Genomic DNA, 25785 nt, shown 5'->3' with positions numbered 1-25785 from the left:
CCGGGGGCCGGCGGCGCGCGACCGGGGCCGTCGCCCTCGGCGCGCTCGGCGTGCTGGCCTACCAGCCCGCGTTCTTCGCCGGCACGACGCGCAACGGCGTCGCCGTCGGCACCGTCGTCGCGCTCGGCTCCGCGCCCGTCGTCACGGGCCTGCTCGCGTGGGCCGCGCGCCGCCGTCGCCCCCCGACCTCCTGGCTGCTCGCCACGGCCCTGGCCACCACCGGCGTGGCCGTGCTCGGCCTCGCCCCCGGCGGCGGGCCGACCGGCGGGGTCGACGCGCCCGGCGTGCTCGCCTCGCTCGGAGCGGGCACCGCGTACGCGCTCTACACGCTCGCGGGCGCCGCGCTGATCGACGCCGGCTGGTCGTCCACCACGAGCATGGGCGTGCTGTTCGGCGTGGCCGGTGCCGCCGCCGTCGTCGTCCTCGCGGTGCGCGGCGCCGCCGGCCTCGCGTCACCCGCGGGCGTCGCCACCGTGCTGTGGCTCGGGCTCGTCACGACGACGCTCGCGTACGTGCTGTTCGGGTACGGGCTCGCGCGGCTCGGCGCCCCCACCGTCGCGACGCTCACGCTCGCCGAACCGCTCACCGCCACCGTCCTCGGGCTCGCGGTGCTGGGGGAGCGGATCCCGCCCGTCGGCGCGCTCGGGCTCGTCGTGCTCGCCGCGGGGCTCGGCGTGCTCGCGCTCGGCGCCCGCGCGCGCCGACCCGTGGAGGTGCCCGCGTGACCGCGCGGCCGACCGTGCGCGACGCCGCGACGCCGCGCACCCGGTCGACCGCCACCGGCCCCACCGCCGCCCGCGCGCTCACGGCCGCGCTGCGTGCCCAGGTGCTCAGCGGCGCGCTCGCCCCCGGTGCGCCCCTGCGCGAGGAGGCGCTCGCGGCCGAGCACGGCGTCTCGCGGCACACCGTGCGCACCGCGCTCGCGGCGCTCGCCGCCGAGCGGCTCGTCACCGCGCAGGAGTACCGCGGCGTGCGCGTCGCACGCCTCGACGACGACGAGGTCAGGTCGTTGCAGCACCTGCGCGCGGCGCTGGAGTGCGAGGCGGTGCACCTGGTCGCCGCCCGGCACCGCGCGCCGTGGCCCGACCACGTGCTGGCGCCGGCACGCGCGGCCGTCGCCGAGCTCGCCGGCACCGACCCCGCCGACTGGGCGGCCGTGCAGGGCGCGCACGCGGCCGTGCACCTCGCGCTCGTCGCCGCCGCCGGGTCGCCCCGCCTGACCGACGCGTACGCGTCGCTGGGCGCCGAGGTCGCGCTGCTGCTGCTGCACGCACGGCCCCGCTACGACGTCGCCGGGCTCGTCGCCGAGCACACCGCGTACCTCGCCGACGTCCAGGTGCGCGGCGCCGTCGCCGTCCGCGAGCACCTCACGCACCTCGCGGACGTGCTGCACCCGCCGGCCTGACGCCGCCCCCGTGCCCGGGTCCGCCCGTCCCGCGGGCTGTCGACGGACCTTCGCCGCGTCGGGCGTCGTGACCCGGCCTAGCGTGGTGGTGACCCCCGGCGCCCCGGGGGTCGGGGTCCTCGGAGGGGTGCGTCATGCGTCGTCTCGTGCTGGGTGCCGTCGTCGTGGCGGTGGCGCTCGCGCTGCCGGTCCCGGCCGCCGGCGCCGTGCCGGCCGACGGTCTCGTGACCACCGAGGTGGACGGCGTGACCGTCACGACCACCGAGCCGATCGAGACCGCCGAGGCCCTCGCGGCCTTCCTGCTGAGCGCCACGCCCAAGGACGTCGAGGTCGACGTCGACACGGGCGGCGTCGTGTCGGTGACCGAGCGGGTCGTGCCCACGGTCACGCCGTTCGTCACGGTCAGCGGCGCGTGCGGCGCGGGCGACGCGTGCCTCGTGTCGGGCAGCGCGCCGCTCACCGACTACGGGTTCCGCGGGCCGGCGGGCACCGTCACGGGCTCGTGGCCGAGCCGCGTCAGGTGGCGGACCGGCAGCCGCACCGCGCAGGCGTGGTACCGCCACCCGCAGACGAGCGTCACGACGTCGTGGGGCGGGGTCCTCGGCCCGAACACCCAGGTGACCGCGAGCGTGCTGGTCACGGCGGTGCGCGTCACGCTCTACTGACGTCGCGTCACGCGCCCACCGCCGTCCGGACGGCCAGCGCGAGGACGACGACCGCCCCGACGACCGCCGTCCAGCGGCGGCCGCGCGGACCGGTGAGCCGCGTGCCCGCCCACGCACCCGCGCTGCCGAGCAGCAGCTGCCACGACGCCGAGGCCGCGAACGCGGCGACCACGAACGCCACGCGCGGGCCGGCGGAGGTGAGCGTCGTCGCGGCCGAGCCCGACGTCAGGGCGACGAAGTACACGACCGTCGCCGGGTTCACGGCCGTCGCGGCGAGGACCAGCAGGAACGCGCGCCGCGGCGTCATGCCGCCCGGTGCGTCGCCGACCGCGGCGTACGCGGGCGGCACGTCGGGCCCGGGTGCGACGTCGACCGGCGCCGCGTCGCCGGCCGGCGTCGCGACGGCGGGCACGGGCGCCGGGCGGGCGGCCGGGCGCAGCAGCAGCACGGCGACCACGACGAGGACGGCCGCCGACACCCACCGCACCGGGTCCGCCGCGCGGACGAGGACGGGCGCGAGCACCGACCCGAGCAGCACCGCGAGGGTCGCGTACACGCCGTCGACGACCGCGGCGCCGAGTCCGCCCGCGCAGCCGACGCGGCGCCCGTGACGCGCGCCCAGCAGGACGAGCAGCACGCCGACGGCGCCGACGGGCAGCGCGATGCCCCAGCCGGCGAGCAGCCCGGCGCCGACCGCCGAGCCGACGTCGGCGCTCACGCGGCGGTCCTCGCGGGTCGTCCCGTGCGCACCTGGCCGCGCCGGTCGGGGCGCCGGTCGGGGCGCCGGTCGGGACCGTGGGCGGGGCGTGGGTCGCGCGCTGCGGGGGTCACGCGCCGATCATGGCGGCGGCGCGCCGCCGTGACCAGCCCTTTCGCGGTGGCCATGCGGGCACCGCGCCCTAGTGTGTGTCCGATCGCCCCACCGCCGCCCCGCACCGCGAAGGACGCACCGTGACGACCGACCCCACGCCCGCCCCGGACGCCGCCGCGCCGGAGACGTCCGACGCGGCTCCCGCCGCCGCCCCCGCGCCGGTGTTCGGCGCGCCCGCAGCGCCGGGCGACGAGGGCACGCGCCCGCTGCAGCACGACGCGCGCCGCCCGCCCCGCTGGTGGGGTCAGGCCCTCGCGATGGGCGTCGTGGCCGTGTTCGTGGGGATCTTCGCGTGGCGCGCGATCGGCTCGCTGCAGAGCCTGCTGGTGAACCTGCTCATCGCGTTCTTCGTCGCGCTCGCGCTCGAGCCGATCGTCGTGTGGCTGGTGCGGCACCGGTGGAAGCGGGGCGCCGCGGCGGCCGTCGCGCTGCTGGGCGGCCTCGTGCTGGTCGTGGTGGTGTTCGCGCTGTTCGGCAACCTGTTCGTGCAGCAGCTCGTGCAGCTGGTCGGCAACGTCCCCGACCTGTACGCGTCGGCGCAGACGATGGCGTCGGAGCGGTTCGGCCGGGAGCTGCCGGACATCGACCAGCTGGTCGAGCAGGCGGCCGAGCAGTGGGGCGGCGAGGTCGCGTCGGGTGCGCTGCTGGTGGGCTCGACCCTGCTGGGCGGGGTGTTCGCGTCGCTGACGATCCTGCTCGTGACGTACTACCTGCTGGCGGCCGGCCCGCGGTTCCGGGCGTCGATCTGCCGCTGGCTCACGCCGAACCGGCAGCAGGACGTGCTGCGGCTGTGGGAGGTCACGCAGGTCAAGGTCTCGGACTTCATCAACACGCGCATCGTGCTCGCGGCGATCGCGACGGCCGCCACGTTCGTCTTCCTCGTGGTCCTGGGCACGCCGTACTCGCTGCCGCTCGCGCTGTTCACCGGGATCGTGTCGCAGTTCGTGCCGACGATCGGCACGTACCTGGGCGGTGCGCTGCCGGTCGCGGTCGCGCTGACGTCGCAGGGCGTGCCGCAGGCGCTCGGGGTGCTGGCGTTCGTCATCGGGTACCAGCAGGTCGAGAACCTGTGGCTGGCGCCCAAGGTGTCGGCGCGTGCGCTGGAGATGAACCCGGCGGTGTCGTTCGTGGTGGTGCTGGCGTTCGGGGCGGTGTTCGGGCCGCTGGGCGCGTTCCTGGGGCTGCCGATCGCGGCGACGATCCAGGCGGTCGCCAACACGTACGTGCAGCGGCACGAGCTCGTGCAGTCGCACATGCTGCACGACCCGGGGGAGGGGCCCGGCGGCGACCCGGCCGGGCGGGGCGACGTCGAGAAGGCGCGGGCCGCGGCGCGCGTGGCCGACCGACGGCGGGCGACGGAGGCCTGACCGTCACGCAACACCACGTGCGAAAGAACTGTTGCGCAACAGATGTTGCGTATGTAGCCTGGTGCCCACCGACACCAGGAGGACCCGTGCACCGCACCGACCGCAGCCCCGCCCGTCCCGCGCGTGACCCCCGCCGCGGGCCCGCCGACCGCACCACCGACGTCGAGAGCTACCGGCGCGACCGGCTCCTCGTCGAGGCGCAGCTCCTCGCCCGCCCCTGCTGACACCCGTCGCCACCGCACCCGACCGAGCCGAGGGAGCACCCGTGACCGCCACCCCGCCCGACGACGCACCCGCCACGGCGTCGGCCGGCCTGCGCACCTCCGACCCCGCGGTGCTGCGCGCGCTCGCGCACCCGCTGCGCGTCGAGATCCTCGACCTGCTCGACGACCTGCGCGAGGCCACCGCGAGCGAGATCGCCGAGCGCACCGGCCAGACGGTCGCCAACTGCTCGTTCCACCTGCGCAGCCTCGAGAAGGCGGGCTACGTCGAGCGCGCCGAGCCGCGCGGCCGCGAGAAGCCCTGGCGCCCCGCGCACCGCACGCGCCACATGCGCCCCGACCCGGACGACGCCGAGTCCGTGCGCGGCGTCGCGACCGTCGCGTCGCTCGTCGTGCAGCGCGAGGCCGCGCGCGCGGTCGAGTACCTGGGCGACCCGCGGTCGACCGCCCCCGAGCGCGTGCGCGCGACCCGGGTCGCCACGAGCCGGTTCTGGGCGACGACCGACGAGCTCGAGGCGATCGCCGAGCGGCTCACCGAGCTCGCCGCCGAGCTCCGCGGCCGCGACGAGGACCCGTCGCTGCGCCCCGAGGGTGCCGTCCTGGCGCGGTTCTTCGGGATCCTGCACCCCGAGCTCGACGACGGCCCGGCGCCCACCGCCTGAGACGCGTCCGACGCGCCGGGGCGCACGCGCGTCAGAGCGCGTCGTGCAGCAGACCCATCGCGGCCCGCAGCCGGACCGCGTCCACCTGCCCGGGCGCGCTCGCGGCGCCCACCGTGCCGAACGTCATGGCCGACCCGAACACCTCGCCCGCAACGCGCGTCACGACCCCGAGCCCACCCATCGCGATCGTCACGACGGGTCGGTCCGTGTCCCGGGAGAACGCGCGCGTGGCCGTGAGCAGCGTCAGCACGTCGTCGGCGTCGTGCGGCGTCACCGCGACCTTGCAGACGTCCGCGCCCAGGTCGCGCTGCCGGCGGAGCGTCGCGACGAGGTCGTCCGCGGGCGGCGTCGCCGCGAAGTCGTGCTGCGACACCACCACCGCGAGACCCGCGCCGTGCGCGTCGGCGACCAGCGCGGCCGCGTCGCGCGCCGCGAGCTCGACGTCCACCGCGTCCGCGCCGTCGGCCGCGAGCGCCGCGCGCACGACGGCCGCGTACGCGTCGTCGTCGGCCGGCTGCGCGCCGCCCTCGCGCGCCGAGCGGAACGTCGCGAGCAGCGGCACGTCCGGCGGCAGCGCCGCCCGCACCGCCCGCACGGCGTGGCGTGCCACGGCCGGGTCGCCGGCCGCGCCGACGAGGTGGTCGAGGCGCAGCTCGACGACGTCGGCCACCCCCGCGGGCAGCGCGCGCACGTCCGCGACCGCCGCGTCGGGCGTCGCCGCGACGACCGGCACGCAGACCTTCGGCACGCCGGACCCGAGGGTCGTGCCGCGCAGACGGAGCCGGCCGTCGTTCGTGGTCATGCCCCGATCATCGGGCATCGACGCACGCGGCGGGGCGGGCGTCCCGGACGTCAGGACGTCGCGTCGACGTCGAACGTGGCCCACACGTGCTTGCCCGCGTCGTCGACCCACCAGCCGACCTCGTGCGCGAGCCGCCGCGCGATCTGCAGGCCGAACCCGCCCTCGCCGGGCGCGCGGCCCTCGGCGAGGAACGGTGCGTGCGCGGCGTCGTCGTCGCTGACCACGACGAGCACCAGGTGCCCGTCGAGCGCGAGGCGCACGTGCGCGGGCGGGCGGCCGTGCGTCAGCGCGTTCGTCGCGAGCTCCGACGTCACGAGCACCGCGGTCTCCGCGACGCGGGCCGGCCGGACGGCGCGGCCCGACGTCGACGCGGACAGCTGCTCGCGCAGCTCGGCGCGCAGCGCCCGCAGACCCGCGGGGCTGTCGACGACCCAGCGCCGCACGGGCACGAACGCGTCGTGCGGGCGTGCCGCGGGCAGCGTGTGACCGCGCTCGCCGGCCGTCGTCGGGTCGTCCGGTGGGAGCGCTGCCGGGGGCACGGGGCTCACGGTCGACGGGGCGTCGACGGGGCTCGGCGCGAGGGTCGGCGGGCTCGGCTCGAGCGCGTCGCTCATGTCCCGCACCCCCGTCCCATGACCTCTCCCGCGTTCGCGTCGACGGCCCCGGCTCCGGGGCACCCGGCCACGGTAGGCGTCCGCGCGCGATCTCACCACTGAAGCGGCGGCGCGGCGTGCAGCCAGTCGGACGCACGTCCAGGTCGACCCGGTCGGGTGGCGCGCGACCGCGCCCGCCCGGTCAGCGTCGGCGCCCGCCCGGGCCGGGCGCGAGGGACGGCAGCTCGCGCACGTCGAAGACCTGCCGCAGCACCCGTCGCGCCGCGAACCAGCCGCCCATGCCGTGCACCCCCGGTCCCGGAGGCGCCGAGGCCGAGCACAGGTACACCCCCTCGGCCAGCCGGTACGGGTCGAGCGCGAACGTCGGCCGCCCGAGGGTCTGCCGCAGGTCCATCGCACCGGCCGAGATGTCGCCGCCCACGTAGTTCGCGTCGTGGTGCGGCAGCCGGGCGGCCGGCACGCAGCGCGCCGCCACCACGACGTCCCGGAAGCCGGGCGCGTACCGCTCGACCTGCGCGACCACCGCGTCCGTGACGTCGACGTCCGAGCCCGCCGGGACGTGCGCGTACGCCCACAGCGGCCGCAGACCCCCGACCGTGCGGCCCGGGTCGACCACCGACGGCTCGCTCACGAGCACCGTCGGGTGCGCCGCGTGTCGGCCCGCGGCGACCGCGGCCTCGGCGGCCGCCACCTGCGCGCGCGTGCCCCCGACGTGCACCGTGCCGGCGCGCCGCACGTCCGGGTGCTCCCACGGCACCGGGCCCGACAGCACGAGGTCGACCTTGGCGACGCCCGCGCCGAAGCGGAAGCGGTCCAGCGCACGGCGCGTGCGCGGTGCGAGCCGGTCGCCCGCGATGCGCCGCGCCTGGCGCGCGTCGGTGTCGAGCAGCACGGCACGCACGGGCGGCAGGTCGTCGAGGCTGCTGACGCGGTGGTCGGTGACCACCGTGCCGCCGTGCGCCTCGAGGTCCGCGACGAGCGCCGCGACGATCGCGCCCGAGCCGCCGCGCGGCAGGGGCCACCCGCGGCCGGCGTGCGCGAGCGCCGCGAGCATGAGCCCCGCACCGGCGGCCGGCACGGACGGCAGCCGCGTGATCGCGTGCGCCGCGACACCCGTGAGCAGCGCGGGCGCCACGGTCCCGCGGAACCGCGCCGACCACGCGGGCGTGCCCTGCTCGGCCATGCCCAGCGCGTACCGCAGCGCGGTCGGCACGCCGCGCGGCAGCAGCCCGGCCGGCACGCTGCGCCGGTCACCCATCGCGAGCGACACCACGACGTCCGCGTGCTCCGCGAGCCGCCCCACGAGCGAGCGCCACGCGGGCCCGTCCACGCCGAGGCCGTCGACCGTCCGGTCGAGGTCGTGGAACGCGACACCCGCGCGCCCGCCCGGCAGCGGCTGCGCGTACGACACCTCGGGCGTGAGCAGCTCGACGCCCCGCGCGGGCAGGTCGAACGCGCGCAGGAACGGCGACGCCCAGGCCATCGGGTGCACGGCCGAGCACAGGTCGTGCACCACGCCGTCGGCCAGGCCCAGGTCGAGCGTGCGGGCGCCGCCGCCGATCGTCGGCTGCGCCTCCAGCACGGTCACCGACAGGCCCGCGCGGGCGCACGTCACCGCCGCCGCGAGCCCGTTGGGCCCCGAGCCGACCACCAGGACGTCCGTCGGTGCGCTCACGCCCGGGTCCTCCGGGGGCGGGGCGCGAACGGCGACTCCGCGGGGTGCGACGCCGGGCCGGGCCGGGCGGTGCGGGGGCGGGGCGTGCGGGGGTGAGGCGGGCCGGGCCGGGCCGTGCGGGCGCGGGGCGTGCCGGGCTGGGCCGTGCGGGGGCGGGGCGGGCGGGGGCGTGCCGTGCGGGTCTCGGTCGCCGGGTCCATCGCCCCATACTCGCCGGGCTCGCGACCGCCGGCACCTCGGCCCTGCCACGCGGCAGGTCGGTCCGCTGCCCTGACCAGTGGCCGGTACGCCGGTCGCCGATCTGACCAGTGGTCGTCTCGGGTGGTGGGGCGTGGTCGGCGGTGGCCCGTTGTGACCAGTGGTCGGTCGGGCGGTTGCCGTTGTGACCAGTGGTCGTTTCGGGTGGTGGGGCGTGGTCGGCGGTGGCCCGTAGTGACCAGTGGTCGGTCGGGCGATCGCCGTTGTGACCAGTGGTCGACTCGGGCGGTGGGCGTCGCCGGGCAGTGGCCCGTTGTGACCAGTGGTCAACGCGGTTGCGTCGCCGGTGACCAGGGCCCGGCGGGCGGGGGTGCGTCTCGTCGCGGGGCGGCGGGGCGGCGACCGTCCGGGGCGTCGGTGGTGGGGGCTAGCGTCGCGCAGGCGAGCACGGGCCGGCCGGGTGCCCGTCGCGGACGGACGGGGTGGACGATGCGGCTCGGGTGCGTGGGCACGTTCGGCACGGCGCAGCAGGTGGTCGACATGGCGGTCGAGGCCGAGGCCGCCGGGTGGGACGGGTACTTCACGTGGGACGGCGTCGACCTCGACGGCATGGAGGTGTGGGACCCGTGGGCGGTGCTGGCCGCGGCCGCGGTCCGCACGCACCGCGTGACGCTCGGCGCGCTGGTGTTCGCGCTGCCGCGCCGGCGGCCGTGGGTCTTCGCCAAGCAGGCCGTCACGGTCGACCACCTGTCGGGCGGGCGGCTCGTGCTGCCCGTCGGGTTCGGCGTGCCGACCGACGGTGCGGTGGCCGCCGTGAGCGGCGAGGCGACGACGCTGCGCGAGCGTGCCGAACGGTTCGACGACGCGCTCGACGTGCTCGACCGGTCGTTCGCGGGGCAGCCGTTCGACGTCGACGGGCACCACCTGACCGTGCAGGGCATGCGCCTGGTGCCGACGCCCGTCACGCGCCCCGACGGCCGCGCGCGCATCCCGCTGTGGGTCGTCGGCGCGTTCCCCGCCGAGCGCTCGATGCGGCGCGCCGCCCGGTTCGACGGCGTCGTCGTGCAGCACCGCGGCGAGCGCGCCATGGACGAGCTCGACCCGCAGGACGTCGCCGACGTCGTCGCGTGGCTGCGCGAGCACCGCCCCGCCGACGCGGGCCCGTACGAGGTGGTGCTGCACGGCGAGCTGCCCACCGACCGCGGCGCCGCGCGCGAGCGTGTCGCCGCGCTCGCCGAGGCCGGCGCCACGTGGTTCGTCGACGCGCTGTGGGACCCCGCGACCGCGACCCCCGACGCGCTGCTCGCACGGATCCGGCAGGGGCCGCCCGTGCCCTGACCGCCGCGGGACGTGGCACGCCGCCGCGCACCTCGCGCGGGTCGGCGCGAGCAGGGAGCGTCACGCGTGCCGCGGGGCGGCGGGTGTCAGCCGGTCGGGCGCGCCGGCCGGCTCATCGGGTAGATGAACGGGCCGCCGGGCGCCAGCGGCACCGGCTCGTGCTGGTCGACGTACCCGCGCGCGACGTAGTAGCCGACGTTCTCCTCCTTGGTCGTCTCGAGGTACGACGGCAGCCCCGCCGCGTCGAGGTCCGCGAGGAACGTCCGCATGAGCGCGCTCCCACGGCCGGCGCGCTGCAGGTCCGGCCGGACGCCGAACGCCTCGACGTACCAGGCGTCGGTCCGCACGCCCTTCGCGGTGAGGTCCCCGAACCGGATGATCCCGAGGGAGTGCTCGCGCGCGTGGGCGGCGATCCGCAGCACGCGGCCCGCCTGCCGCACCCAGCGACCGACCGTCATCGGGTACGCGCCCGGCGCGTAGAGCGCGAGCACGCCCGTGACCTCGTCGCCGCGCGTGGTCGTGAGGACGCGCCCGTGCCGCAGCCCGTCCGCCAGCGTGAGCCGGTACACCTCGCGCAGCTCGCGCTCGCGGCGGGCGCGCACCGGCAGCAGGTGCGTGAAGCCCGGGTCGTCGGCGAGCGCGGCGGCCAGCACCGCCGCGGCCTGCTCCCGGTGGCGCTCCTGGAGCGGCCCGACCGTGTCGGGCGGATCGGTCGTGCGCGAGCCCTCCGGGCGTCCCCCTGCGTCCATGCACGCATGCTTCACCGGACGTGCGTCCAGGTGCAACAGGAGGCCCGCCCGTGGACACCCGGGGTCACAGGGTGGACGACCGTGCGCGTCGTGCGAGGTCACGGCGTCGGGCCGGGAGCGCCCGCGTGAGGAGGTGGCGTGAAGATCACTCCGAAAGTCCTCGTCGCGGGCGCCCGGAGGTGCCAGGCTCGGTCCGACCCCTGCGCACGCGGCACGGCGTCGTGCTCGGCGCGCGGGAGAACCCCCGGGCCGGGGCGTGCGGGTCACGGACGGGAGGTCGGACGACGGTGCGAGCAGGGACCAGGACCGCGAGGGTGCGGACGGCGCGGTGGTGCGGTGCGGCGGTCGTCGCCCTGCTCGCGTCGACGGTGGCGGCGTGCGCGCCCGGGACGCCCGACGCCCGACCCGCCGCGGAGGCGCTCGCCGCCGCGCTCGCGTCGGGCGACTTCGGCGACGTGCCGCTCGCGGCGGACGCGCCCGCGCCGGCGGCGCTGGCCGAGACCCGCGCCGCGGTCGTCGAGGGTCTCGGCGACGCGACCGCGACCGTGGACGTCGGCGACGTCACGCTGGCAGACGACGAGCAGAGCGCGACCGCGCGGCTCGACGTCGCGTGGGACGTGCCGTGGACGGACGAGGACTGGACGTACGCCGCGACCGCGCAGCTCGTGCGCGACGAGGACGACGACGCGCAGCCGTGGCGCGTGCGCTGGGCGCTGCCGCTCCTCGCACCCGACCTCACCGACGGCGAGCGCCTGACCGTGCGCCGCACGGCCGCCGAGCGCGGCCCGGTGCTGGGGCAGGGCGACGCGATGATCGTCGAGCCGCGCACGGTCCACCGCGTCGGCGTCGACAAGACGCGGGTCGCGGAGGGCGAGCTCGACGCCGCCGCACGCGGTCTGGCGGCGGCGCTCGACATCGATGCCGACGCGTACGCGTCCCGCGTCGCGTCGGCGGGCCCCAAGGCGTTCGTCGAGGCGATCGTGGTGCGGGACACCGACCCGTCGTACGACGTCGCGGCGCTCGCGGCGCTGCCGGGCGTCAACGTCGTCGCCGACGAGGTCCCGCTCGCCCCGACGCGGACGTTCGCGCGCGCGATCCTCGGCACGGTCGGGGACGCGACGGCCGAGATCGTCGAGAGCTCCGACGGTGCCGTCGTCGCGGGTGACACCGTCGGGCTGTCGGGTCTGCAGCGGCAGTACGACGCGCAGCTGCGGGGCACGCCGGGCGTGCAGGTCGCCGCCGTCGCGCAGGAGTCGGGTGCGCAGCGCGTGCTGCTGCAGGTCGACCCGGTCGCGGGCGAGCCGCTGCGCACGAGCCTGGACCTGGACCTGCAGCAGCGCGCGGAGTCGGTGCTCGCGGGCGTCGCGTCGGCGTCGGCGATCGTGGCGGTGCGGCCGTCGACGGGCGACGTGCTGGCCGCCGCGAGCGGTCCGGGCAGCGAGGGCCTGTCGACGGCGACGGTCGGCCAGTACGCGCCGGGCTCGACGTTCAAGGTGGTCAGCGCGCTGGCGTACCTGCGCGGGGGTCTCACGCCCGACTCCACGGTGACGTGCCCCCCGACCGTCACGGTGGACGGCCGCACGTTCCAGAACTTCCCGGGCTACCCGGCAGCCGCGACGGGCGACGTGCCGTTCCGCACGGCGTTCGCGAACTCGTGCAACACGGCGTTCATCGGCCAGCGGGACCTCGCGGACCAGGCCGGGCTGCTGGCGGCCGCGCGCTCGCTCGGTCTCGAGCCGGCCGCGACGCTCGGCTTCCCGGCGTTCCTCGGCACGGTCCCCGACGAGGCGGACGGCACCGCGCACGCGGCGTCGGTGATCGGCCAGGGCCAGGTGCTCGCGTCGCCGCTCGGCATGGCGACGGTCGCGGCGTCCGTGGGTGCGGGACGCACGGTCGTCCCGCGGCTCGTGACGCCCGCGGAGGGGACGACGCCGTCGCCCGAGGCGACCACGGCGTCCGCCGACGCGCCCGAGCTGCCGGCCGCGACCCCGCTGACGGCCGACGAGGCGGCCGCGCTGCGCGACATGATGCGGGCCGTCGTCACGGAGGGCGGCGCGGGGCTCCTGGCGGACGTGCCGGGCGAGCCCGTGATCGCCAAGACGGGCACGGCGCAGTTCGGGCAGGACGACGACCTGCGCAACCACGCGTGGATGATCGCAGTCCAGGGTGACCTCGCGGTCGCGGTGTTCGTCGGCGAGGGCGACTACGGTTCGACGACGGCGGGCCCGCTGATGCGCGCGTTCCTGGCGGGCTGAGCCGGCCGCTGTCGCACGTCGCGCCGTCGGGGTCGGCGGCGCCCGGGGGAGGGACCACGATGACCGCACGCCACGTCCCGGGTGCTCCGGGGTGGATGCGCCCGCTGCCCGGCACGGGCCTGACCGTCAGCGCGGTGGCGCTGGGCGGGGGACCACTGGGCAGCATGCCGGACCTGTTCGGGCAGGAGGTGTCGCCCGAGCGGGGCATCAGCACCGTGCGGGCGGCGCTGCACTCGGACGTGCGGTTCGTCGACACGTCGAACGGCTACTCGGGCGGCGAGAGCGAGCGCCGCGTGGGTGCGGCGCTGACGGCGGCGGGCGGCGTGCCGGACGGCGTGGTCGTCGCGACCAAGGTCGACCCCGACGGTGCGGACTACTCGGGCGAGCGCGTGCGCCGGTCGGTCGACGAGTCGCGCGCCCGGCTCGGCATGGACCACCTGCCGCTCGTGCACCTGCACGACCCGGAGTTCCACGAGTTCGACGACCTCACGGGGCCGGGCGGTGCCGTCGAGGCGCTCGTCGAGCTGCGCGAGCAGGGGGTGGTCGGGGCGATCGGGCTCGCGGGCGGGCGCGTGCAGGAGATGGCGCGCTACCTCGCGCTCGGGGTCTTCGACGTGCTGCTGGTGCACAACCGCTGGACGCTCGTGGACCGGTCCGCGGGTGCGCTCGTCGCGGAGGCGCGGTCGCGCGGCATGGGCGTGCTCAACGCGGCCGTGTACGGCGGAGGGATCCTGGCGCACCAGCACGGCGGTCCGACGACCTACGGGTACCGCCCGGCCCCCGGCGCGGTGCTGGCGGCGGTCGCGCGCATGCGCGACGTGTGCGCCGCGCACGGCACGGACCTCGGTACGGCCGCGCTGCAGTTCTCGCTGCGTGACGAGCGGTTCGCCGCGACGATCGTCGGGATGTCGCGGCCCGAGCGGGTCGCGCAGACGCTCGCGACGGCGGCCGTCCCGTTGCCCGACGACCTGTTCGCGGAGCTCGAGACGCTGGTCCCGCCGTCCGCCTGCTGGCTCGACGCGCCGTTCGACGCCTGACCGTCCCGGCCCGGTGCAGGGCCGCCCCGCGCGCGGGTGGCACCGGTCGCGCCGGTCGTGCGGCTGGTGACCGTGAGGCACCTCGGGTCGTCGCGTCGCGGGCGTCGGCATGGATTACCGTTCTGCGACGGGACGGGCGCGCCGCGCGGCCGTGGGGACGGAGCGAGCATGACCGACCACGCCGGCGCGCCGCCCACCGGGCCCGGTCCGCTCGGGGACGTCGGCGACACGGTGACCGGTCTGCCCGTCGTCGACCTCGACACGTGCGCGGACGAGCCCATCCGCATCCCCGGGTCGGTGCAGCCGCACGGCGTGCTGCTCGCGGTGTCGGAGCCGGACCTGCGGGTGCGGCACGTGTCCGCGAACGTCGTCGACCTCACGGGCGTCGCGGCGACGGAGGCGCTGGGCCGGCCGCTGGCCGACGTGCTCGGGGCCGAGGCCGCGGACGTGCTCGCGGCGCACCTGGCCGCGGGGGACGACCTGCGGGTGCGCAACCCCGTGCACGTGCGGGTCGCGGGCCCGGCGGGTCCCGTCCCGGCGGACGCGGTGCTGCATCGCCTGACCCTGGGGGGCGGCACGCTCCTCGCGGTGGAGCTCGAGGTCGCGGACGGTCCCCGGCCCTTCTCGTTCCCGAACACGTACCAGGCGGTGCGCGGCGCGCTCGAGCGGTTCAACCACGCCGCGACGCTCGAGGACCTGTACGACGCCGCGGCGCAGGAGGTCCGGGCCCTGACGGGGTTCGACCGCGTGATGGTGTACCGCTTCGACGCCGACCACAACGGCGAGGTCGTCGCCGAGGCGCGGCGGGCCGACCTCAACGCGTTCCTGGGGCTGCACTACCCGGCGTCGGACATCCCGCCGCAGGCCCGCGCGCTGTACGAGACCAACTGGATCCGCACGATCCCCGACGTCGCGTACACGCCCGTGCCGATCGTGCCGCCCTTCGACGCGGCGTCGGGCGAGCCGCTGGACCTCACGCTGTCGGTGCTGCGCAGCGTGTCGCCCGTGCACCTCGAGTACCTGACCAACATGGGCGTGCACGCGTCGATGTCGATCTCGCTGCTGCACGACGGTCGGCTGTGGGGCCTCGTCGCGTGCCACCACTACGCGGGCCCGCACCCGGTGCCGTTCGGCACGCGCGCGGCGGCGGAGTTCCTCGGGTCGGTGCTGTCGCTGCGTCTCGTGGCGCGCGCGCACGACCGCGAGCTCGAGCGCGAGCTCGAGGCGCAGGCGGCGATCGCGCAGGTGCTGCCGGTCGCGCGGGACCACGACCGGGCGCTCGCGCAGGCGCTCACGGGCGACGACCCGGGGCTGCTGTCGGTCGTGCCGGCGCACGGCCTCGTCGTCGTCGCGGACGGTCAGTCGGCGACGGCGGGCGACGTCGCGCGCGACCTCGACGTCGACGCGCTGCGCGCCTGGGTGCTCGCGCGCCCGGACGCGGTGACGACGCGCACGGCCCTGGTGGACTCGGACCCCGAGCTCGCGGCGGTGCTGCCGGACGTCGCGGGGCTGCTGGCGCTGCGCCTGCCGGACGAGCAGGTGGTGGTGTGGCTGCGGCACGAGCAGGTGCGCGACATCTACTGGGGCGGTGACCCGCAGAACAAGGCGATCGCGCGCCGGGAGGGCGACCACGTGCGGCTGAGCCCGCGCAAGTCGTTCGACCGCTGGCGCGAGGTCGTGCGCGGCCGGTCGGAGCCGTGGGCCCCTGCGCACGTGCGCGCCGCGGCCGACCTGCGCAGCCGGCTGCTCGAGGTGATCATCCTGCGGAACCGCTGGCAGATGGCCGCGGCGCACGCCGTGCAGCTGTCGCTGCTGCCGCGGGACATGCCGCGCGTGCCGGGCTGGCAGATGCACGCGCGGTACGCACCGGCGGCCGGCGGCCGCGTCGGCGGCGACTGGTACGACGCGCTCGAGCTGCCCGACGGCCGGCTCGCCGCGGTCGTGGGTGACGTCGTGGGGCACGGCCTGGGGGCGGCCGCGGCCATGGGGCAGCTGCGCAACGCGCTGCGCGCGTACCTGCTGCGCGGTGCCGAGGTGCAGGACGTGCTGCGGGACGTCGACGCGCTCGCGCGTCGCACGATGCCGGACGACATGGCGACCGTGGTCGTCGTGACGGTGGACCCCGCGACGGGCGAGGCGTGCGTGGGCGCCGCGGGGCACCCGCGGCCGCTGCTGCTCGACGCCGACGGCGGCGCGGTGCTGCAGGACGTGCCGGTGGATCGCCCGGTGGGCATCGGCTCGGGCGACCCGCAGGTCGCGCACCTGCACGTCGAGCCCGGCGGGGGGCTGGTGCTGTACAGCGACGGGCTGGTCGACTCGCGCTCGACCGCGCTGGTCGACGGGATCGAGCGGCTGGTCGCGGCGTTCGACCGGCCGGACCCGACCGTGCCGGTGGACATCGACGAGGTCATGGCGGAGTGCCAGGACCCGGACTCGAAGGACGACATGACGCTGCTGCTGCTGTGCCGGGACCTCGACCTGCCGTCGGGTGCGTCCGCGTGAGCGTGCGCGCGGCCGCCGCGGGCCTGTTCTGGCGGGTGAGCCGCTGGACGTTGCGCACCGAGCGGGTGCCGCGCGACGGGTCGGGCATCCTCATCGGCGCGCCGCACACGTCGAACTGGGACTTCGTGCTGATGCTCGCGATCGCGTGGGAGGCGCGCCTGCCGTTCCGGTGGCTCGGCAAGCACACGCTGTTCCGGGGTCTGGCGGGGCCCGCGATGCGCGCGCTCGGCGGCATCCCGGTGGATCGTCGCGACCCGGCGGGCCTCGTCGACGACCTCGTGGCGCGCATCCGGGCGGGTGAGCGGTTCTACCTGGTCGTGACGCCCGAGGGCACGCGCTCGGGGTCTGGCTGGAAGTCGGGCTTCTACCGCATCGCGCGCGCGACGGGCCTGCCGGTGACGTTGGGATACGTCGACCGCACGACCATGACGACGGGGCTGGGGCCGACGCTGGAGCTCACGGGCGACGTGCGCGCGGACATGGACGTCATCCGCGCGTTCTACGCCGACAAGGCCGGGTTCGCGCCGGGTCGGCGCACCGAGCCGCGGCTGCGGGACGAGGCCGCGGGGCCCGACGCCGGTCCGGACGCGGGGCCCGGCGACGCTGCGGATGCGGGGTCGCCCGACGGCGCTTAGCGTCGACGTCGTACCGACGAAGGGAGACCGCGATGGGTGCCGACGACAAGATCAAGCACGCTGCCGAGGAGGCCTCGGGCAAGGCCAAGGAGGCCTGGGGCAAGCTGACGGACGACGAGCGTCTCGAGGCCGAGGGTAAGGGTCAGCAGACCTCGGCGAACATCAAGCAGGCCGGCGACGACGTCAAGGACGCGTTCCGCTGACCCACGCGCGGCGCGGTCGTCCCGCGCCGCTCCCGTTCGGGACGCCCCCGTGCACCGCTGCGGTGCGCGGGGGCGTCGTGCGTCCGGTCGCACCGGGGGCTGCGACGGCCGTGGGAGTGTCGGCGCGACGGGCGACGCTGTCGGTCGGGACGTCACCCGGACGGCCGTCCAGGTCCCCCTGCCGGGCCCCGCGCCGGGCCCTCGGCACGGCGGGATACCGGCCGCGCGGGTGAAATCGGGCGTTCTCCTGGACGCGTGACTGGGATCACTACCGCTCGAGCGTGTGAGCGGTCTAATGTCGGACTTGTCAGCGAAACGGCAAACCCTCCGCGAGGAGGGGACGCAAAGCCACGGGACCCACGCGGTCAGCCGGGCTACCGAACGAGAGGTTCCTCCCATGGACCAGCGCGGATCCGCCGCAGAGCCGCACGAGGCTCGCACCCTTCCCGTCGCCCGCTGGGCCGCCATCGCGGCCCGCCTCCAGGCCACGGTGTCGACCATCCCGCTGCAGCGGGACGAGCTCGCGGCCTGACCGGCCGCCGCACGACTCACCGCGACCCCCGTACCGGCCCCGCCGGTGCGGGGGTCGCGTCGTCCGTGGCGGGTGCCGTGCCCGTCGCCCCGCCCGGCACGAGACGATGGGCCGGGCGTCGGCCCGGTGCCCGCGCGGCTCAGAGCTCGCCGGTGCGCTGCAGGTGCCGCATCGCGATCCACCCGAGCGGGATGCGCAGCCAGTAGGTCAGCACGCGGAACAGCAGCGCGATGGTCGTCGCGACGCCGGGGTTGATGTTCGCGATGGTCGACAGGCCCGTGAGCAGCGCGAAGTCGACCGCGCCGACACCGCCCGGCGTGGGGACGATCGACCCCGCGGTGTTGCCCGTGAGGTACACGAGCGCGACCTGCACGAGCGACGCCTGCTGGCCGAGCGCCGCGAGGCACGCGTCGAACGCGAGCACGTAGCCCATCGTCATGAGGACGTTGCCGCCGACCGCGAGCACGAGCCGCCACGGCTGGCCGAGCACCTCGATGAGCCGCGGGAGGGTCTGGCGCACGGTCGGGCCGACGGTGCGCTGCACCCACGTGCGGATGCCGGGGAACAGCAGCGCGATGCCGACGCCCGCGGCGACGACGCCGAGCGCGACGAGCGCGGCGGGCGGCACCGAGAACGACGTGGGGGAGTGCAGGCCCGACGTCACGGTCAGCACGAGGAGCAGCAGCAGCGTCGTGATGAACTGGCTGACCTGCACGAGCGCGACGGTCGCTCCTGCGAGCGTCCCGCTGACGCCGCGGCGCGTGAGCATGCGCAGGTTGAGCGCCGCGGGGCCGATGCCCGCGGGTGCGGCGAGCGCGACGAACGTCGCGGCCGTCTGCACGAGGGTCGCGCGCCAGACGGACAGCTTCACGGGTGAGAACGCGACGAACGCGAGGGCGGCACCGACGAGCGTGAGCAGGCCGAGCGCGAACGCGAGCACCGAGAACCGCCAGTCGCTCTCGGCGAGGACGGGCCCGATGTCGCGGATGTTGATCGTCGTGAGGACGACGAAGACCGCCACGACCGTGAGCAGGATCGTGAGGATGGTGCGTGCACCGAACCGCACGAGCTGCTGCGGCTGCACGTCGGCCTCGGGCAGGCGTGCGACGAGCGCCGAGCGCAGCTCGGCCAGCACCTCCTTGTGCGCGCGCATCTCCTCGCGCGTGTGGCGCGGCAGCGTGACGGTCTGCAGCAGCGGGCCGATCGACTCCGTCTCGGCCGCGGGCAGGGCCGCGGCGGCGGACTCGAGCGCGCGCGTCGCGCCCACGCGCAGCGCGAGCAGCGCGACCAGCTGCGTGGTGTCCAGGCGGCGGGCGAGCTCGTTGGCGGCGACGTCGCCCTGCTCCCACGCGGTGATCCACACGCGCGGGCGGTGGGACGTGCGCTGCACCAGGATGATCTCGGAGGTCAGCGCGCGGTGCGCGATGCCGGCCTTGTGGGCGAGCCGCAGCTGCGCCCAGATCTCGCGCAGCACGTCGTCGTCGACGTCGTCGCCGTCGAGCTCGGACAGCGGGACGGCGTCGTCGGTGCCCGTCTGCAGCAGGAACATCGAGTCCTCGGCCTCGGACACGCTGAGCAGCGGAGGTGTGCGCACCCCGGCGGCGGTCGCGGCGTAGGAGAGCAGCGCGGCGCGTTCGGTGGCCTGCCGCAGGGAGAGCGCCGACCGGCCCTCGATGCCGCGCAGGCGCAGGCTCCGCCACAGCCGCGTGAGCATGCCGACGACCTGGCGGTCGCCGTCGAACACGAGCAGGTCGAGGTCGCGCCCGTCGGTCGTGGTGACGTGGTAGAGCCGGTCCGCCGACGCGCGGGCGAGCGCGCGTCGCGCCGGCGTGGCGGGGGGCAGCGCGGCCACGGCGGCCACGGTGGCGTCGTCGCGGTCGGCCTCGAGCGCGGGGTCGGGCACGCGCACGACGGTCGCGGGCTCGACGCCGGCGCGCCGGATGCCGGCCAGCAGGGCGGCGCCGTACGCGCGCTCGGGGTCGACCCCGCCGAGGTACTGCACGCCGAGACCGGCGACGCGGCCCACGAGCAGCGCGACCGCGATGCCCGGCAGCGACGCGCCCGCGGTGATGAGGACGACGCCGGTGGCGACCCACAGCAGGTTCCAGGACCAGCGCACGGTGCGGCGCCGCGTGCGGGGGCCCGCGACCGTGAGCAGCGCCGTGAGCATGGCCGAGTACTCGGGGATCGTGAGGGTCCACTCGCCGCGCAGCCGCACCGACAGGCCCTGCACGAGGGTCTGCGAGCCGAACGTGTGGAACGTCCAGTAGAGCGCGGACACGAGCAGCATGGCGCCGACCGCGGCGAGCACGGACTGCAGCAGCTGGCGCCCGAGCCGGCGGATCGCGAGCTCGGTGAGCACGGCGATCGGCACGACGACGGTCGTGAACCCGACGAGCACGTTGACGGGCACGAACAGCACGTTGCGCAGCAGGTCGGCGAAGCCCCGCACGTCCTCGGCGACGCCGGTCGTCGTGTTCTGGGCGTAGGTGGAGAGCACGACCACGAGCGCGGCGCCGACGGTCGCGAGCGCGGCGCCGAGCAGCGAGCTCGGGTGGTGCACGCGGGGCGTCCGGACGTCCTGGACGTCGACGGTGGGGCGCACGGCGCGGACGGCCGCGGTCGGCGTGGTGTCCGCGGGTGGCGTGGTCGGCGGGGTGGCCGCGTCCGGGGTGGTCGGGCCGACGGCACCGTCAGGTGCGGGCGTCGGCGTGCTCGGCATGCTGGCGAGTCTAGGCAGCGGGCCTCGCCCGGGCCTCCACCTTGCGGACGGTGTCGTGCGGTGTCACGTCCACCCGGAGGGTCAACATGTGTTGACATCCGGGTCGATGGTCGTCAACATGTGTTGACAGCGCTGCCCCGTCCGCCCGGAGGAGACCCGTGACCGAGGAGGTCGACATGTCCGCCCTGGTGAGCCACGCCGACGACGACGACCCGCTGCGCGCGCTCGGCGCGCTGGCCGGGCTGCGCCGCGAGGTCGAACGACGCGAGGCCGTCGCCGTCCGCCGTGCGCGCACCGCCGGCGCGTCCTGGGTCGCGATCGCCGCGATGCTCGGCGTCAGCAAGCAGGCCGTGCACCGCAAGTACGGCGGGCGCCGTCGCGAGGCCTGAGCGCACCGCCCGCCCCGCCGCGCTCCCCGCGCCGCTCCGCTCGCGCCGCGCTACGGTCGGCGCAGGGGTGCCGTCGCGAGCCGGTCGCGCCACCTCCCCGGGGCCGGGCCCCGCGAGGAGGACACCATGGTCGACGACGTCACCGCCGAGGTCACCCGCACGCTGCGCACCCTCTGGTGGCTGCCGGTGCTGCGCGGCGTGCTGCTGCTCCTGCTCGGCCTGCTGCTGCTCGCGCAGCCGTCCGCCTCGGTCGCGGCCATCGTCTGGCTGTTCGGCATCTTCGCGGTCGTCGACGGCGTCGTCGCGGTCGTGCAGGGCGTCGCGAACCGCGGCGTGCCGGGGTGGACCTGGTGGGTCGTCGAAGGGCTCGCCGGGCTCGCCGTCGGCGTCGTCGTGGTGCTGTGGCCCGGGCCCACCGCGCGCGTGCTGTTCTTCCTGCTCGCCGCCTGGCTGCTGGTGCTCGGCGTGATCTCGATCATCGCGGCCGTCGCCCTCTCGCGGGCGCGTGACGCCGGGTGGCACTGGCCGCTCGCGTTCGGGCTCGTGTGCACGCTGTTCGCGGTCCTGCTCGTCGCCCGGCCGCAGGTGTCCCTCGCGCTGTTCGGCGTCGTGCTGGGGCTGTTCGCGTTCGCGGGCGGCGCGCTCAACGTCGTCAGCGGGTTCGCCGTGCGGTCGGTCGTGCGCGAGCTCGGGCGGGACTCGGCCGCGGCCTGACGGCCGCCGTGGAGGGGCGTCAGCCGACGCCGACGACGGCGAGCCACGAGTCGGGCAGCAGCGTGTAGCCCACGAACGCGGCGACGTCGAGCGCGGTGTGCGCGACGACCAGCGGCATGACGCGGCGCCGTCGGCGGTAGTACTCGGCGAACACGACGCCCATGACGACGTTGCCGACGAACGGTCCCCACCCCTGGTACAGGTGGTACGAGCCGCGCAGCAGCGCGCTCGCCGCGATGATCGCCGGCGTGCCCCAGCGCAGCTCGCGCAGCCGCTCCACGAGGTAGCCGACGACGATGACCTCCTCGAGCAGCGCGTTCTGGAGCGCGGCGAGGATCAGCACCGGCACGGTCCACCACGCGGCGTTCAGGGCCGCCGCCTGCACGTCGACCGTGACCCCCAGCGCGCGTCCGGCCGCGTAGAGCCCCAGGCCGGGGATGCCGATGACGGCGGCCAGCGCCATGCCGATGCCCAGGTCGCGCAGCGGACGACGCCCGTCGAGGCCGATGCGCCGGGTCGCGGACCGGCCGTTCGCCGACAGCAGGTAGAGGGCGAGCGCGACCGGGACCAGCACGAACACGATGGACAGCAGCTGGTACGTGAGGTCGAGGTAGGGCCGCGGCGACTGGCTCGCGTTGAGCGTCGCGGTCTGCTGCGCGAGCGGCGGGCCCGCGGTCAGCTTGGCGACGAGCGACACGACCGCGTAGACGGCGGACTTGCCCAGCGACAGGCCCAGGACGATCCAGATCTCGGCGGTCAGGCGGCGGCGGACGGCGCGCTCGCCGGGTGCGGGTGCGCCCGTGCGGACGTCCGCGCGGCGCTCCGTGCCGGTGCCCGTGCGCGGGTCGGTGGCGTCGCCGGGGGTCGTGGCGGCCGCGCCGTCGGTCGACGTGCTGGTCGTCCTGCCCCGGGGTGTCGTCGGCGGCGCGTCGGGGGCCGGCTCGTCGTCGCTGTGCACGACGGCAGCGTACGGGCCGGGGCTGGACGTGCGCTGGAGGTCGGCTGGGAGCGACGAGCTCTCGGTGCGCGCGCCCCGCCCTCGCCGTGCGCGCCCGACTTGACTCGAGCAGCCCCGTGCGAGCAAAGTGCTTTGCAACGCAAACTGATCGGAGCCCACCGTGACCGTCCCGCCCGTCCCCGCGGACGACGACGCCCCCCTCGACCCCCGCGCGGGCCTCGACATCGTCGCCGCGCAGGAGCGCCGCGTGCGCGACTCCGAGGTCGACGAGCGCGTGCTCTTCGGCGTCTGGGGCGCCGCGTGGATCGTCGGCTACCTCGTCCAGTGGTGGTCCGCGAGCGGCTCGCCCACCGGCACCACGTCCGGCCCCGCCGGCGGCGTGTTCGGCCTCCTCATGGCCACCGCCATGGTCGTCACCGTCGTCCACCTCGTGCGGCGCTCGCGCGGCGTGCGCGGCACCAGCCGCACCGTCGGCGCCATGTACGGCTGGTCCTGGTTCCTCGGCTTCGCCGCGCAGAGCGCGATCGTCGCCGGCGTCGTCAACGCCGGCGCACCGCCCCGGGTGGTCGCGGTCGTCGCCAACGGCGTCGCGTGCCTCGTCGTCGGCCTGCTCTACATGGCCGGCGGCACGCTCTGGCGCGTCGGGCCGTTCTACGCGCTCGGCGTCTGGCTCGTCGTCACCGGCGCGGCCGCGAGCGTCGTCGGGATGCCCGCCGGGTACCTCGTGATGGCCGGCGCCGGCGGCGGCGGCATGCTCCTGGGCGCGGCGGTCGTCGCGGTCCGTCGCCGGAGCCACCCGTGACCGACGCCGACCTCGACCCCGTCATCCACTCGGCGTCCCGGCTGCGGGTCGTCGCCACGCTCGCCGCGCTCGACCGCGGCGACCGCATCGCCTTCCCGCGCCTGCAGAAGCTCCTCGACATGACCGCCGGCAACCTGTCCACGCACCTGCGGCGCCTCGAGGACGCCGGGTACGTCGCCCAGACCAAGACGCACGTCGGGCGCACGCCCGCCACCTACGTCGAGCTCACCCCCGCCGGGCGCACCGCGTTCGAGCGCTACACGCAGACCCTCACCGAGCTGCTCAAGGGAGCACAGTGATGACCACCGACACCGCCCCGCCGCCCGTCCTCGTCGACCGCGTGACCCGCCGCTTCGGCGACGTGACGGCGCTCGACGACGTCAGCCTGCGCGTCGACCACGGCGAGATCGTCGGCCTGCTCGGCTCCAACGGCGCCGGCAAGACGACGCTGCTCTCGCTGCTCGCGGGGCTGCGCACCCCCGACGCGGGCACCGTGCGCCTCTTCGGCGGCGACCCCCGCGACCCCGCGTCCCGCACGTCGCTCGGCACCACGCCGCAGGAGACCGGGCTGCCCGGCACGCTCAAGGTGCGCGAGGTCGTCGACTTCGTCGCCGGGCACTTCACCGACCCCATGCCGCGCGCGGAGGTGCTCGCGCGGTTCGCGCTCGAGGACCTCGCCGACCGGCAGACCGGTGCGCTGTCCGGCGGGCAGAAGCGCCGCCTCGCGGTCGGGCTCTCGCTCGTCGGCCGCCCGCGGCTCGTGCTGCTCGACGAGCCCACCACGGGCCTCGACGTCGAGGCGCGGCACGTGCTGTGGCAGGCGCTGCGCGACTACCACGCCGACGGCGCGACCGTCATCGTCACGAGCCACTACCTCGAGGAGATCGAGGCGCTCGCGCAGCGCGTCGTCGTGGTCGGCGGAGGACGGGTCGTCGCCGACGACACGCTCGCGCGCGTGCTCGACCTCGTCTCCGTCCGCCGCGTCAGCCTCACGCTGCCCGGACCGGCCGGAGCCACGCTCACCGGGCTGCCCGGCGTGCACGACGTCACCGAGGCGCCCGACCCGCGCGGCGGCGTGCGTGCCACCCTCGTCGCGGCCGACGCCGACGCGTGCGTGCGCACCCTCGTCGAGCGGGCCGTGCCGTTCCGGGACCTCGAGGTGCGCGGCGCGTCCCTCGAGGAGGCGTTCCTGTCCCTCACGTCGTCCGCGGAGCACGGCGCGTCGTCCGCCGCCGCGACCCCCGCCCCGGCGTCCGCCGCCGCGACCGACCCGACCGCCACGGAGGTGGCCCGATGAGCACGACCACCGCACCCGTCGCGTCTCGCACCGCCCCGCCCGCGCTGCGCTCCTGGGCGTCGCTCGCGTGGCTGCACGCGCGGTACCAGTTCCTCGAGACCGTGCGCGTGCCGATCGCCGTCATCGGCAACCTGCTGTTCCCGACGCTCGCGCTGCTGTTCTTCGTCATCCCGCAGGACGCGATCACGTCCGACCCGGCGATCTCGACCGCCGCCGTCGCACAGCTCGCGACGTTCGCCGTCATGTCGTCGTGCCTGTTCACGCACGGCACGGGCGTCGCCGAGGACCGTGCGCAGCCCTTCGACACGTTCGTGCGCGCGCTGCCCGCGCGGCCCGGGCCGCGGCTCGCCGGGCGCGTGCTCAACGGGCTCGTGTGGTGCTACCTCGCGCTCGTGCCGCTCGTCGTCGTCGGCGCCGTGTTCACGGCCGCGACGCTCACGCCGCTGCAGGCGCTCGGCGCGGTCGTCATGGTCGCGGCCGTCGCGGTGCCGTTCACGCTGCTCGGCATGGCGATCGGGTACGCGCTGTCCAGCAAGGCCGCGCTCGCCGTGGTCCAGTGCACGCTGTTCCCGCTCGCGTTCGCCGGCGGCCTGTTCATGCCGCCCGAGGTCTTCCCGCGCTGGCTCGACGCACTGTCGCAGGCGCTGCCGTCGCGGGCCGCGCGCGACCTCGTCGTGCAGGTGACGTCCGGCGTCGACGCGAGCGCGCTCGCGGTGCCCGTGCTGCTCGGGTGGACCGTGGTGCTCGCGGTGCTCGCGGTCGTCGCGGTCCGCCGCGACGAGGGCCGCCGCTTCCGCTGACGCCCGCGGCGTGGCCCCACGCCGCCGAGTGCGCCAGATCGCCGTCGAGTGCGGGTGAAGCAACACCCGCACTCGGTCGCGATGTGGCGCACTCGGCGGTGTCGGTCCGCCGGTGTCGGTCAGCCCGTGCGGGGCGGGCGGCCGCGGCGCGGGGGGTCGGACGCCGCGTGGGGCATGCGCCCCGCGTCGGTGAGGGCACGGCGCAGCAGCAGGTCGATCTGCGCGTTGACGCTGCGCAGGTCGTCGGCGGCCCACCGCGCGACCGCGTCGTGCACCGCGGGGTCGAGGCGCAGCAGCACCTGCTTGCGCTCGCGGCGGGCGCGTGCGGGCGCGGCGGGCGTGGTCGCGTCGTCCGCGCCCCCGCCCGCCGCG

The 25785-nt window shown here is 76.7% G+C and carries 27 protein-coding genes and 1 riboswitch; of the genes, 19 read left to right on the top strand and 8 right to left on the bottom strand.

Annotated elements, in window-relative coordinates:
- The 3 genes from CS2_RS12200 to CS2_RS12190 form a co-directional block, all read left to right on the top strand.
- Positions 1–725: DMT family transporter (locus CS2_RS12200; RefSeq protein WP_070320193.1), on the top strand; the 725-nt coding region annotated here is incomplete at its 5' end.
- Positions 722–1405, top strand: a complete 684-nt coding sequence (locus CS2_RS12195) for a GntR family transcriptional regulator (RefSeq protein WP_156442122.1) — start codon at positions 722–724, stop codon at positions 1403–1405. The genes CS2_RS12200 and CS2_RS12195, both read left to right, overlap by 4 nt.
- Positions 1406–1539: 134 nt before the next feature.
- Positions 1540–2070: a hypothetical protein gene (locus CS2_RS12190; protein WP_134851553.1), complete on the top strand. Its 531-nt coding sequence runs from the start codon at positions 1540–1542 to the stop codon at positions 2068–2070.
- Between the two features lie 7 nt (positions 2071–2077).
- Here CS2_RS12190 and CS2_RS12185 read toward each other — a convergent pair whose 3' ends face one another.
- On the bottom strand, positions 2078–2788 hold the full coding sequence (locus tag CS2_RS12185; protein ID WP_070320191.1) for a LysE family transporter: 711 nt from the start codon (positions 2786–2788) through the stop codon (positions 2078–2080).
- Between the two features lie 233 nt (positions 2789–3021).
- On the opposite strand from CS2_RS12185, the gene CS2_RS12180 reads away from it, so the two are divergent.
- The 3 genes from CS2_RS12180 (at position 3022) to CS2_RS12175 (ending at position 5191) form a co-directional block, all read left to right on the top strand.
- Complete coding sequence (locus CS2_RS12180; protein ID WP_082131526.1) at positions 3022–4308, top strand: AI-2E family transporter; 1287 nt, start codon at positions 3022–3024, stop codon at positions 4306–4308.
- 86 nt (positions 4309–4394) lie between these two features.
- Entirely contained in the window at positions 4395–4532 is a 138-nt protein-coding gene (locus CS2_RS18855; protein ID WP_156442121.1) for a hypothetical protein, read from the top strand.
- A 41-nt stretch (positions 4533–4573) separates the two neighbouring features.
- Complete coding sequence (locus CS2_RS12175) at positions 4574–5191, top strand: ArsR/SmtB family transcription factor (protein ID WP_070320190.1); 618 nt, start codon at positions 4574–4576, stop codon at positions 5189–5191.
- Between the two features lie 31 nt (positions 5192–5222).
- Here CS2_RS12175 and aroD read toward each other — a convergent pair whose 3' ends face one another.
- From aroD to CS2_RS12160, 3 genes are all read right to left on the bottom strand, one after another.
- Entirely contained in the window at positions 5223–5993 is a 771-nt protein-coding gene (aroD, locus tag CS2_RS12170) for a type I 3-dehydroquinate dehydratase (RefSeq protein ID WP_070320189.1), read from the bottom strand.
- Between the two features lie 50 nt (positions 5994–6043).
- A complete protein-coding gene (locus CS2_RS18850; protein WP_156442120.1) occupies positions 6044–6607 on the bottom strand; it encodes an ATP-binding protein in 564 nt (187 codons plus the stop codon).
- A 181-nt stretch (positions 6608–6788) separates the two neighbouring features.
- The gene (locus CS2_RS12160) at positions 6789–8282 is read right to left on the bottom strand and encodes a phytoene desaturase family protein (protein ID WP_070320188.1); all 1494 of its coding nucleotides are present in this window, start codon (positions 8280–8282) and stop codon (positions 6789–6791) included.
- Between the two features lie 702 nt (positions 8283–8984).
- Between CS2_RS12160 and CS2_RS12155 the strand changes: the two genes are divergently transcribed.
- The gene (locus CS2_RS12155) at positions 8985–9818 is read left to right on the top strand and encodes an LLM class flavin-dependent oxidoreductase (protein WP_233421167.1); all 834 of its coding nucleotides are present in this window, start codon (positions 8985–8987) and stop codon (positions 9816–9818) included.
- A gap of 86 nt (positions 9819–9904) precedes the next feature.
- Here CS2_RS12155 and CS2_RS12150 read toward each other — a convergent pair whose 3' ends face one another.
- Positions 9905–10567: a GNAT family N-acetyltransferase gene (locus tag CS2_RS12150; RefSeq protein ID WP_046529578.1), complete on the bottom strand. Its 663-nt coding sequence runs from the start codon at positions 10565–10567 to the stop codon at positions 9905–9907.
- A gap of 314 nt (positions 10568–10881) precedes the next feature.
- On the opposite strand from CS2_RS12150, the gene CS2_RS12145 reads away from it, so the two are divergent.
- The 6 genes from CS2_RS12145 to CS2_RS19635 all read left to right on the top strand — a co-directional run bounded on the left by CS2_RS12145 (position 10882) and on the right by CS2_RS19635 (position 17731).
- Positions 10882–12822: a penicillin-binding transpeptidase domain-containing protein gene (locus CS2_RS12145; RefSeq protein ID WP_070320186.1), complete on the top strand. Its 1941-nt coding sequence runs from the start codon at positions 10882–10884 to the stop codon at positions 12820–12822.
- Positions 12823–12881: 59 nt separating this feature from the next.
- A complete protein-coding gene (locus CS2_RS12140) occupies positions 12882–13859 on the top strand; it encodes an aldo/keto reductase (protein WP_070320185.1) in 978 nt (325 codons plus the stop codon).
- 168 nt (positions 13860–14027) lie between these two features.
- Complete coding sequence (locus CS2_RS12135) at positions 14028–16361, top strand: SpoIIE family protein phosphatase (RefSeq protein ID WP_082740186.1); 2334 nt, start codon at positions 14028–14030, stop codon at positions 16359–16361.
- On the top strand, positions 16358–16996 hold the full coding sequence (locus CS2_RS12130) for a 1-acyl-sn-glycerol-3-phosphate acyltransferase (protein ID WP_070320184.1): 639 nt from the start codon (positions 16358–16360) through the stop codon (positions 16994–16996). Before CS2_RS12135 ends, CS2_RS12130 begins: the two co-directional genes overlap by 4 nt.
- Before the next feature lie 32 nt (positions 16997–17028).
- Complete coding sequence (locus tag CS2_RS12125; RefSeq protein ID WP_046529574.1) at positions 17029–17199, top strand: CsbD family protein; 171 nt, start codon at positions 17029–17031, stop codon at positions 17197–17199.
- Between the two features lie 307 nt (positions 17200–17506).
- A riboswitch (cyclic di-GMP riboswitch) is annotated at positions 17507–17581 on the top strand.
- Between the two features lie 15 nt (positions 17582–17596).
- Entirely contained in the window at positions 17597–17731 is a 135-nt protein-coding gene (locus CS2_RS19635) for a hypothetical protein (RefSeq protein WP_255430559.1), read from the top strand.
- Between the two features lie 139 nt (positions 17732–17870).
- Here the strand turns inward: CS2_RS19635 and CS2_RS12120 are convergent, their stop codons facing one another.
- Positions 17871–20453: a lysylphosphatidylglycerol synthase transmembrane domain-containing protein gene (locus CS2_RS12120; RefSeq protein ID WP_070320183.1), complete on the bottom strand. Its 2583-nt coding sequence runs from the start codon at positions 20451–20453 to the stop codon at positions 17871–17873.
- A gap of 176 nt (positions 20454–20629) precedes the next feature.
- Between CS2_RS12120 and CS2_RS12115 the strand changes: the two genes are divergently transcribed.
- Together CS2_RS12115 and CS2_RS12110 are read left to right on the top strand one after the other, a co-directional pair.
- Positions 20630–20842, top strand: a complete 213-nt coding sequence (locus CS2_RS12115; RefSeq protein ID WP_070320194.1) for a hypothetical protein — start codon at positions 20630–20632, stop codon at positions 20840–20842.
- 126 nt (positions 20843–20968) lie between these two features.
- Positions 20969–21556 (top strand): HdeD family acid-resistance protein, encoded by a 588-nt coding sequence (locus CS2_RS12110; RefSeq protein WP_046529572.1) that lies wholly within the window; start codon positions 20969–20971, stop codon positions 21554–21556.
- Between the two features lie 19 nt (positions 21557–21575).
- Here the strand turns inward: CS2_RS12110 and CS2_RS12105 are convergent, their stop codons facing one another.
- Entirely contained in the window at positions 21576–22316 is a 741-nt protein-coding gene (locus CS2_RS12105; RefSeq protein ID WP_046530935.1) for a CPBP family intramembrane glutamic endopeptidase, read from the bottom strand.
- Between the two features lie 358 nt (positions 22317–22674).
- Between CS2_RS12105 and CS2_RS12100 the strand changes: the two genes are divergently transcribed.
- The 4 genes from CS2_RS12100 to CS2_RS12085 are packed head-to-tail and all read left to right on the top strand — an operon-like array spanning position 22675 to position 25413.
- Positions 22675–23316, top strand: coding sequence for a hypothetical protein (locus CS2_RS12100; RefSeq protein ID WP_070320182.1), 642 nt, complete (start codon positions 22675–22677; stop codon positions 23314–23316).
- The gene (locus CS2_RS12095) at positions 23313–23615 is read left to right on the top strand and encodes a transcriptional regulator (protein WP_046529570.1); all 303 of its coding nucleotides are present in this window, start codon (positions 23313–23315) and stop codon (positions 23613–23615) included. Before CS2_RS12100 ends, CS2_RS12095 begins: the two co-directional genes overlap by 4 nt.
- Complete coding sequence (locus CS2_RS12090; RefSeq protein ID WP_070320181.1) at positions 23615–24613, top strand: ABC transporter ATP-binding protein; 999 nt, start codon at positions 23615–23617, stop codon at positions 24611–24613. The genes CS2_RS12095 and CS2_RS12090 overlap by 1 nt, the downstream gene beginning before the upstream one ends.
- Positions 24610–25413, top strand: coding sequence for an ABC transporter permease (locus CS2_RS12085; RefSeq protein ID WP_062101443.1), 804 nt, complete (start codon positions 24610–24612; stop codon positions 25411–25413). Before CS2_RS12090 ends, CS2_RS12085 begins: the two co-directional genes overlap by 4 nt.
- A 119-nt stretch (positions 25414–25532) precedes the next feature.
- On the opposite strand, the gene CS2_RS12080 is transcribed toward CS2_RS12085, so the two are convergent.
- Positions 25533–25785: type II toxin-antitoxin system antitoxin (locus CS2_RS12080; RefSeq protein WP_070320180.1), on the bottom strand; the 253-nt coding region annotated here is incomplete at its 5' end.

This window comes from Cellulomonas iranensis NBRC 101100 = JCM 18110 (assembly GCF_001552375.1).
Lineage (GTDB): Bacteria > Actinomycetota > Actinomycetes > Actinomycetales > Cellulomonadaceae > Cellulomonas > Cellulomonas iranensis.
Note: the sequence above shows the minus strand (reverse complement) of the source record. Positions and strands in the feature narration are given on the sequence as shown.

Excerpts from the sequence above, each read along its gene's own strand:
- CS2_RS12190 (WP_134851553.1), top strand. The coding sequence starts at position 1,540 with ATGCGTCGTCTCGTGCTGGGTGCCGTCGTCGTGGCGGTGGCGCTCGCG.
- aroD (WP_070320189.1), bottom strand. The coding sequence starts at position 5,993 with ATGACCACGAACGACGGCCGGCTCCGTCTGCGCGGCACGACCCTCGGG.
- CS2_RS18850 (WP_156442120.1), bottom strand. The coding sequence starts at position 6,607 with ATGAGCGACGCGCTCGAGCCGAGCCCGCCGACCCTCGCGCCGAGCCCC.
- CS2_RS12150 (WP_046529578.1), bottom strand. The coding sequence starts at position 10,567 with ATGGACGCAGGGGGACGCCCGGAGGGCTCGCGCACGACCGATCCGCCC.
- CS2_RS12140 (WP_070320185.1), top strand. The coding sequence starts at position 12,882 with ATGACCGCACGCCACGTCCCGGGTGCTCCGGGGTGGATGCGCCCGCTG.
- CS2_RS12135 (WP_082740186.1), top strand. The coding sequence starts at position 14,028 with ATGACCGACCACGCCGGCGCGCCGCCCACCGGGCCCGGTCCGCTCGGG.
- CS2_RS12125 (WP_046529574.1), top strand. The coding sequence starts at position 17,029 with ATGGGTGCCGACGACAAGATCAAGCACGCTGCCGAGGAGGCCTCGGGC.
- CS2_RS19635 (WP_255430559.1), top strand. The coding sequence starts at position 17,597 with ATGGACCAGCGCGGATCCGCCGCAGAGCCGCACGAGGCTCGCACCCTT.
- CS2_RS12120 (WP_070320183.1), bottom strand. The coding sequence starts at position 20,453 with ATGCCGAGCACGCCGACGCCCGCACCTGACGGTGCCGTCGGCCCGACC.
- CS2_RS12115 (WP_070320194.1), top strand. The coding sequence starts at position 20,630 with ATGTCCGCCCTGGTGAGCCACGCCGACGACGACGACCCGCTGCGCGCG.
- CS2_RS12110 (WP_046529572.1), top strand. The coding sequence starts at position 20,969 with ATGGTCGACGACGTCACCGCCGAGGTCACCCGCACGCTGCGCACCCTC.
- CS2_RS12090 (WP_070320181.1), top strand. The coding sequence starts at position 23,615 with ATGACCACCGACACCGCCCCGCCGCCCGTCCTCGTCGACCGCGTGACC.
- CS2_RS12085 (WP_062101443.1), top strand. The coding sequence starts at position 24,610 with ATGAGCACGACCACCGCACCCGTCGCGTCTCGCACCGCCCCGCCCGCG.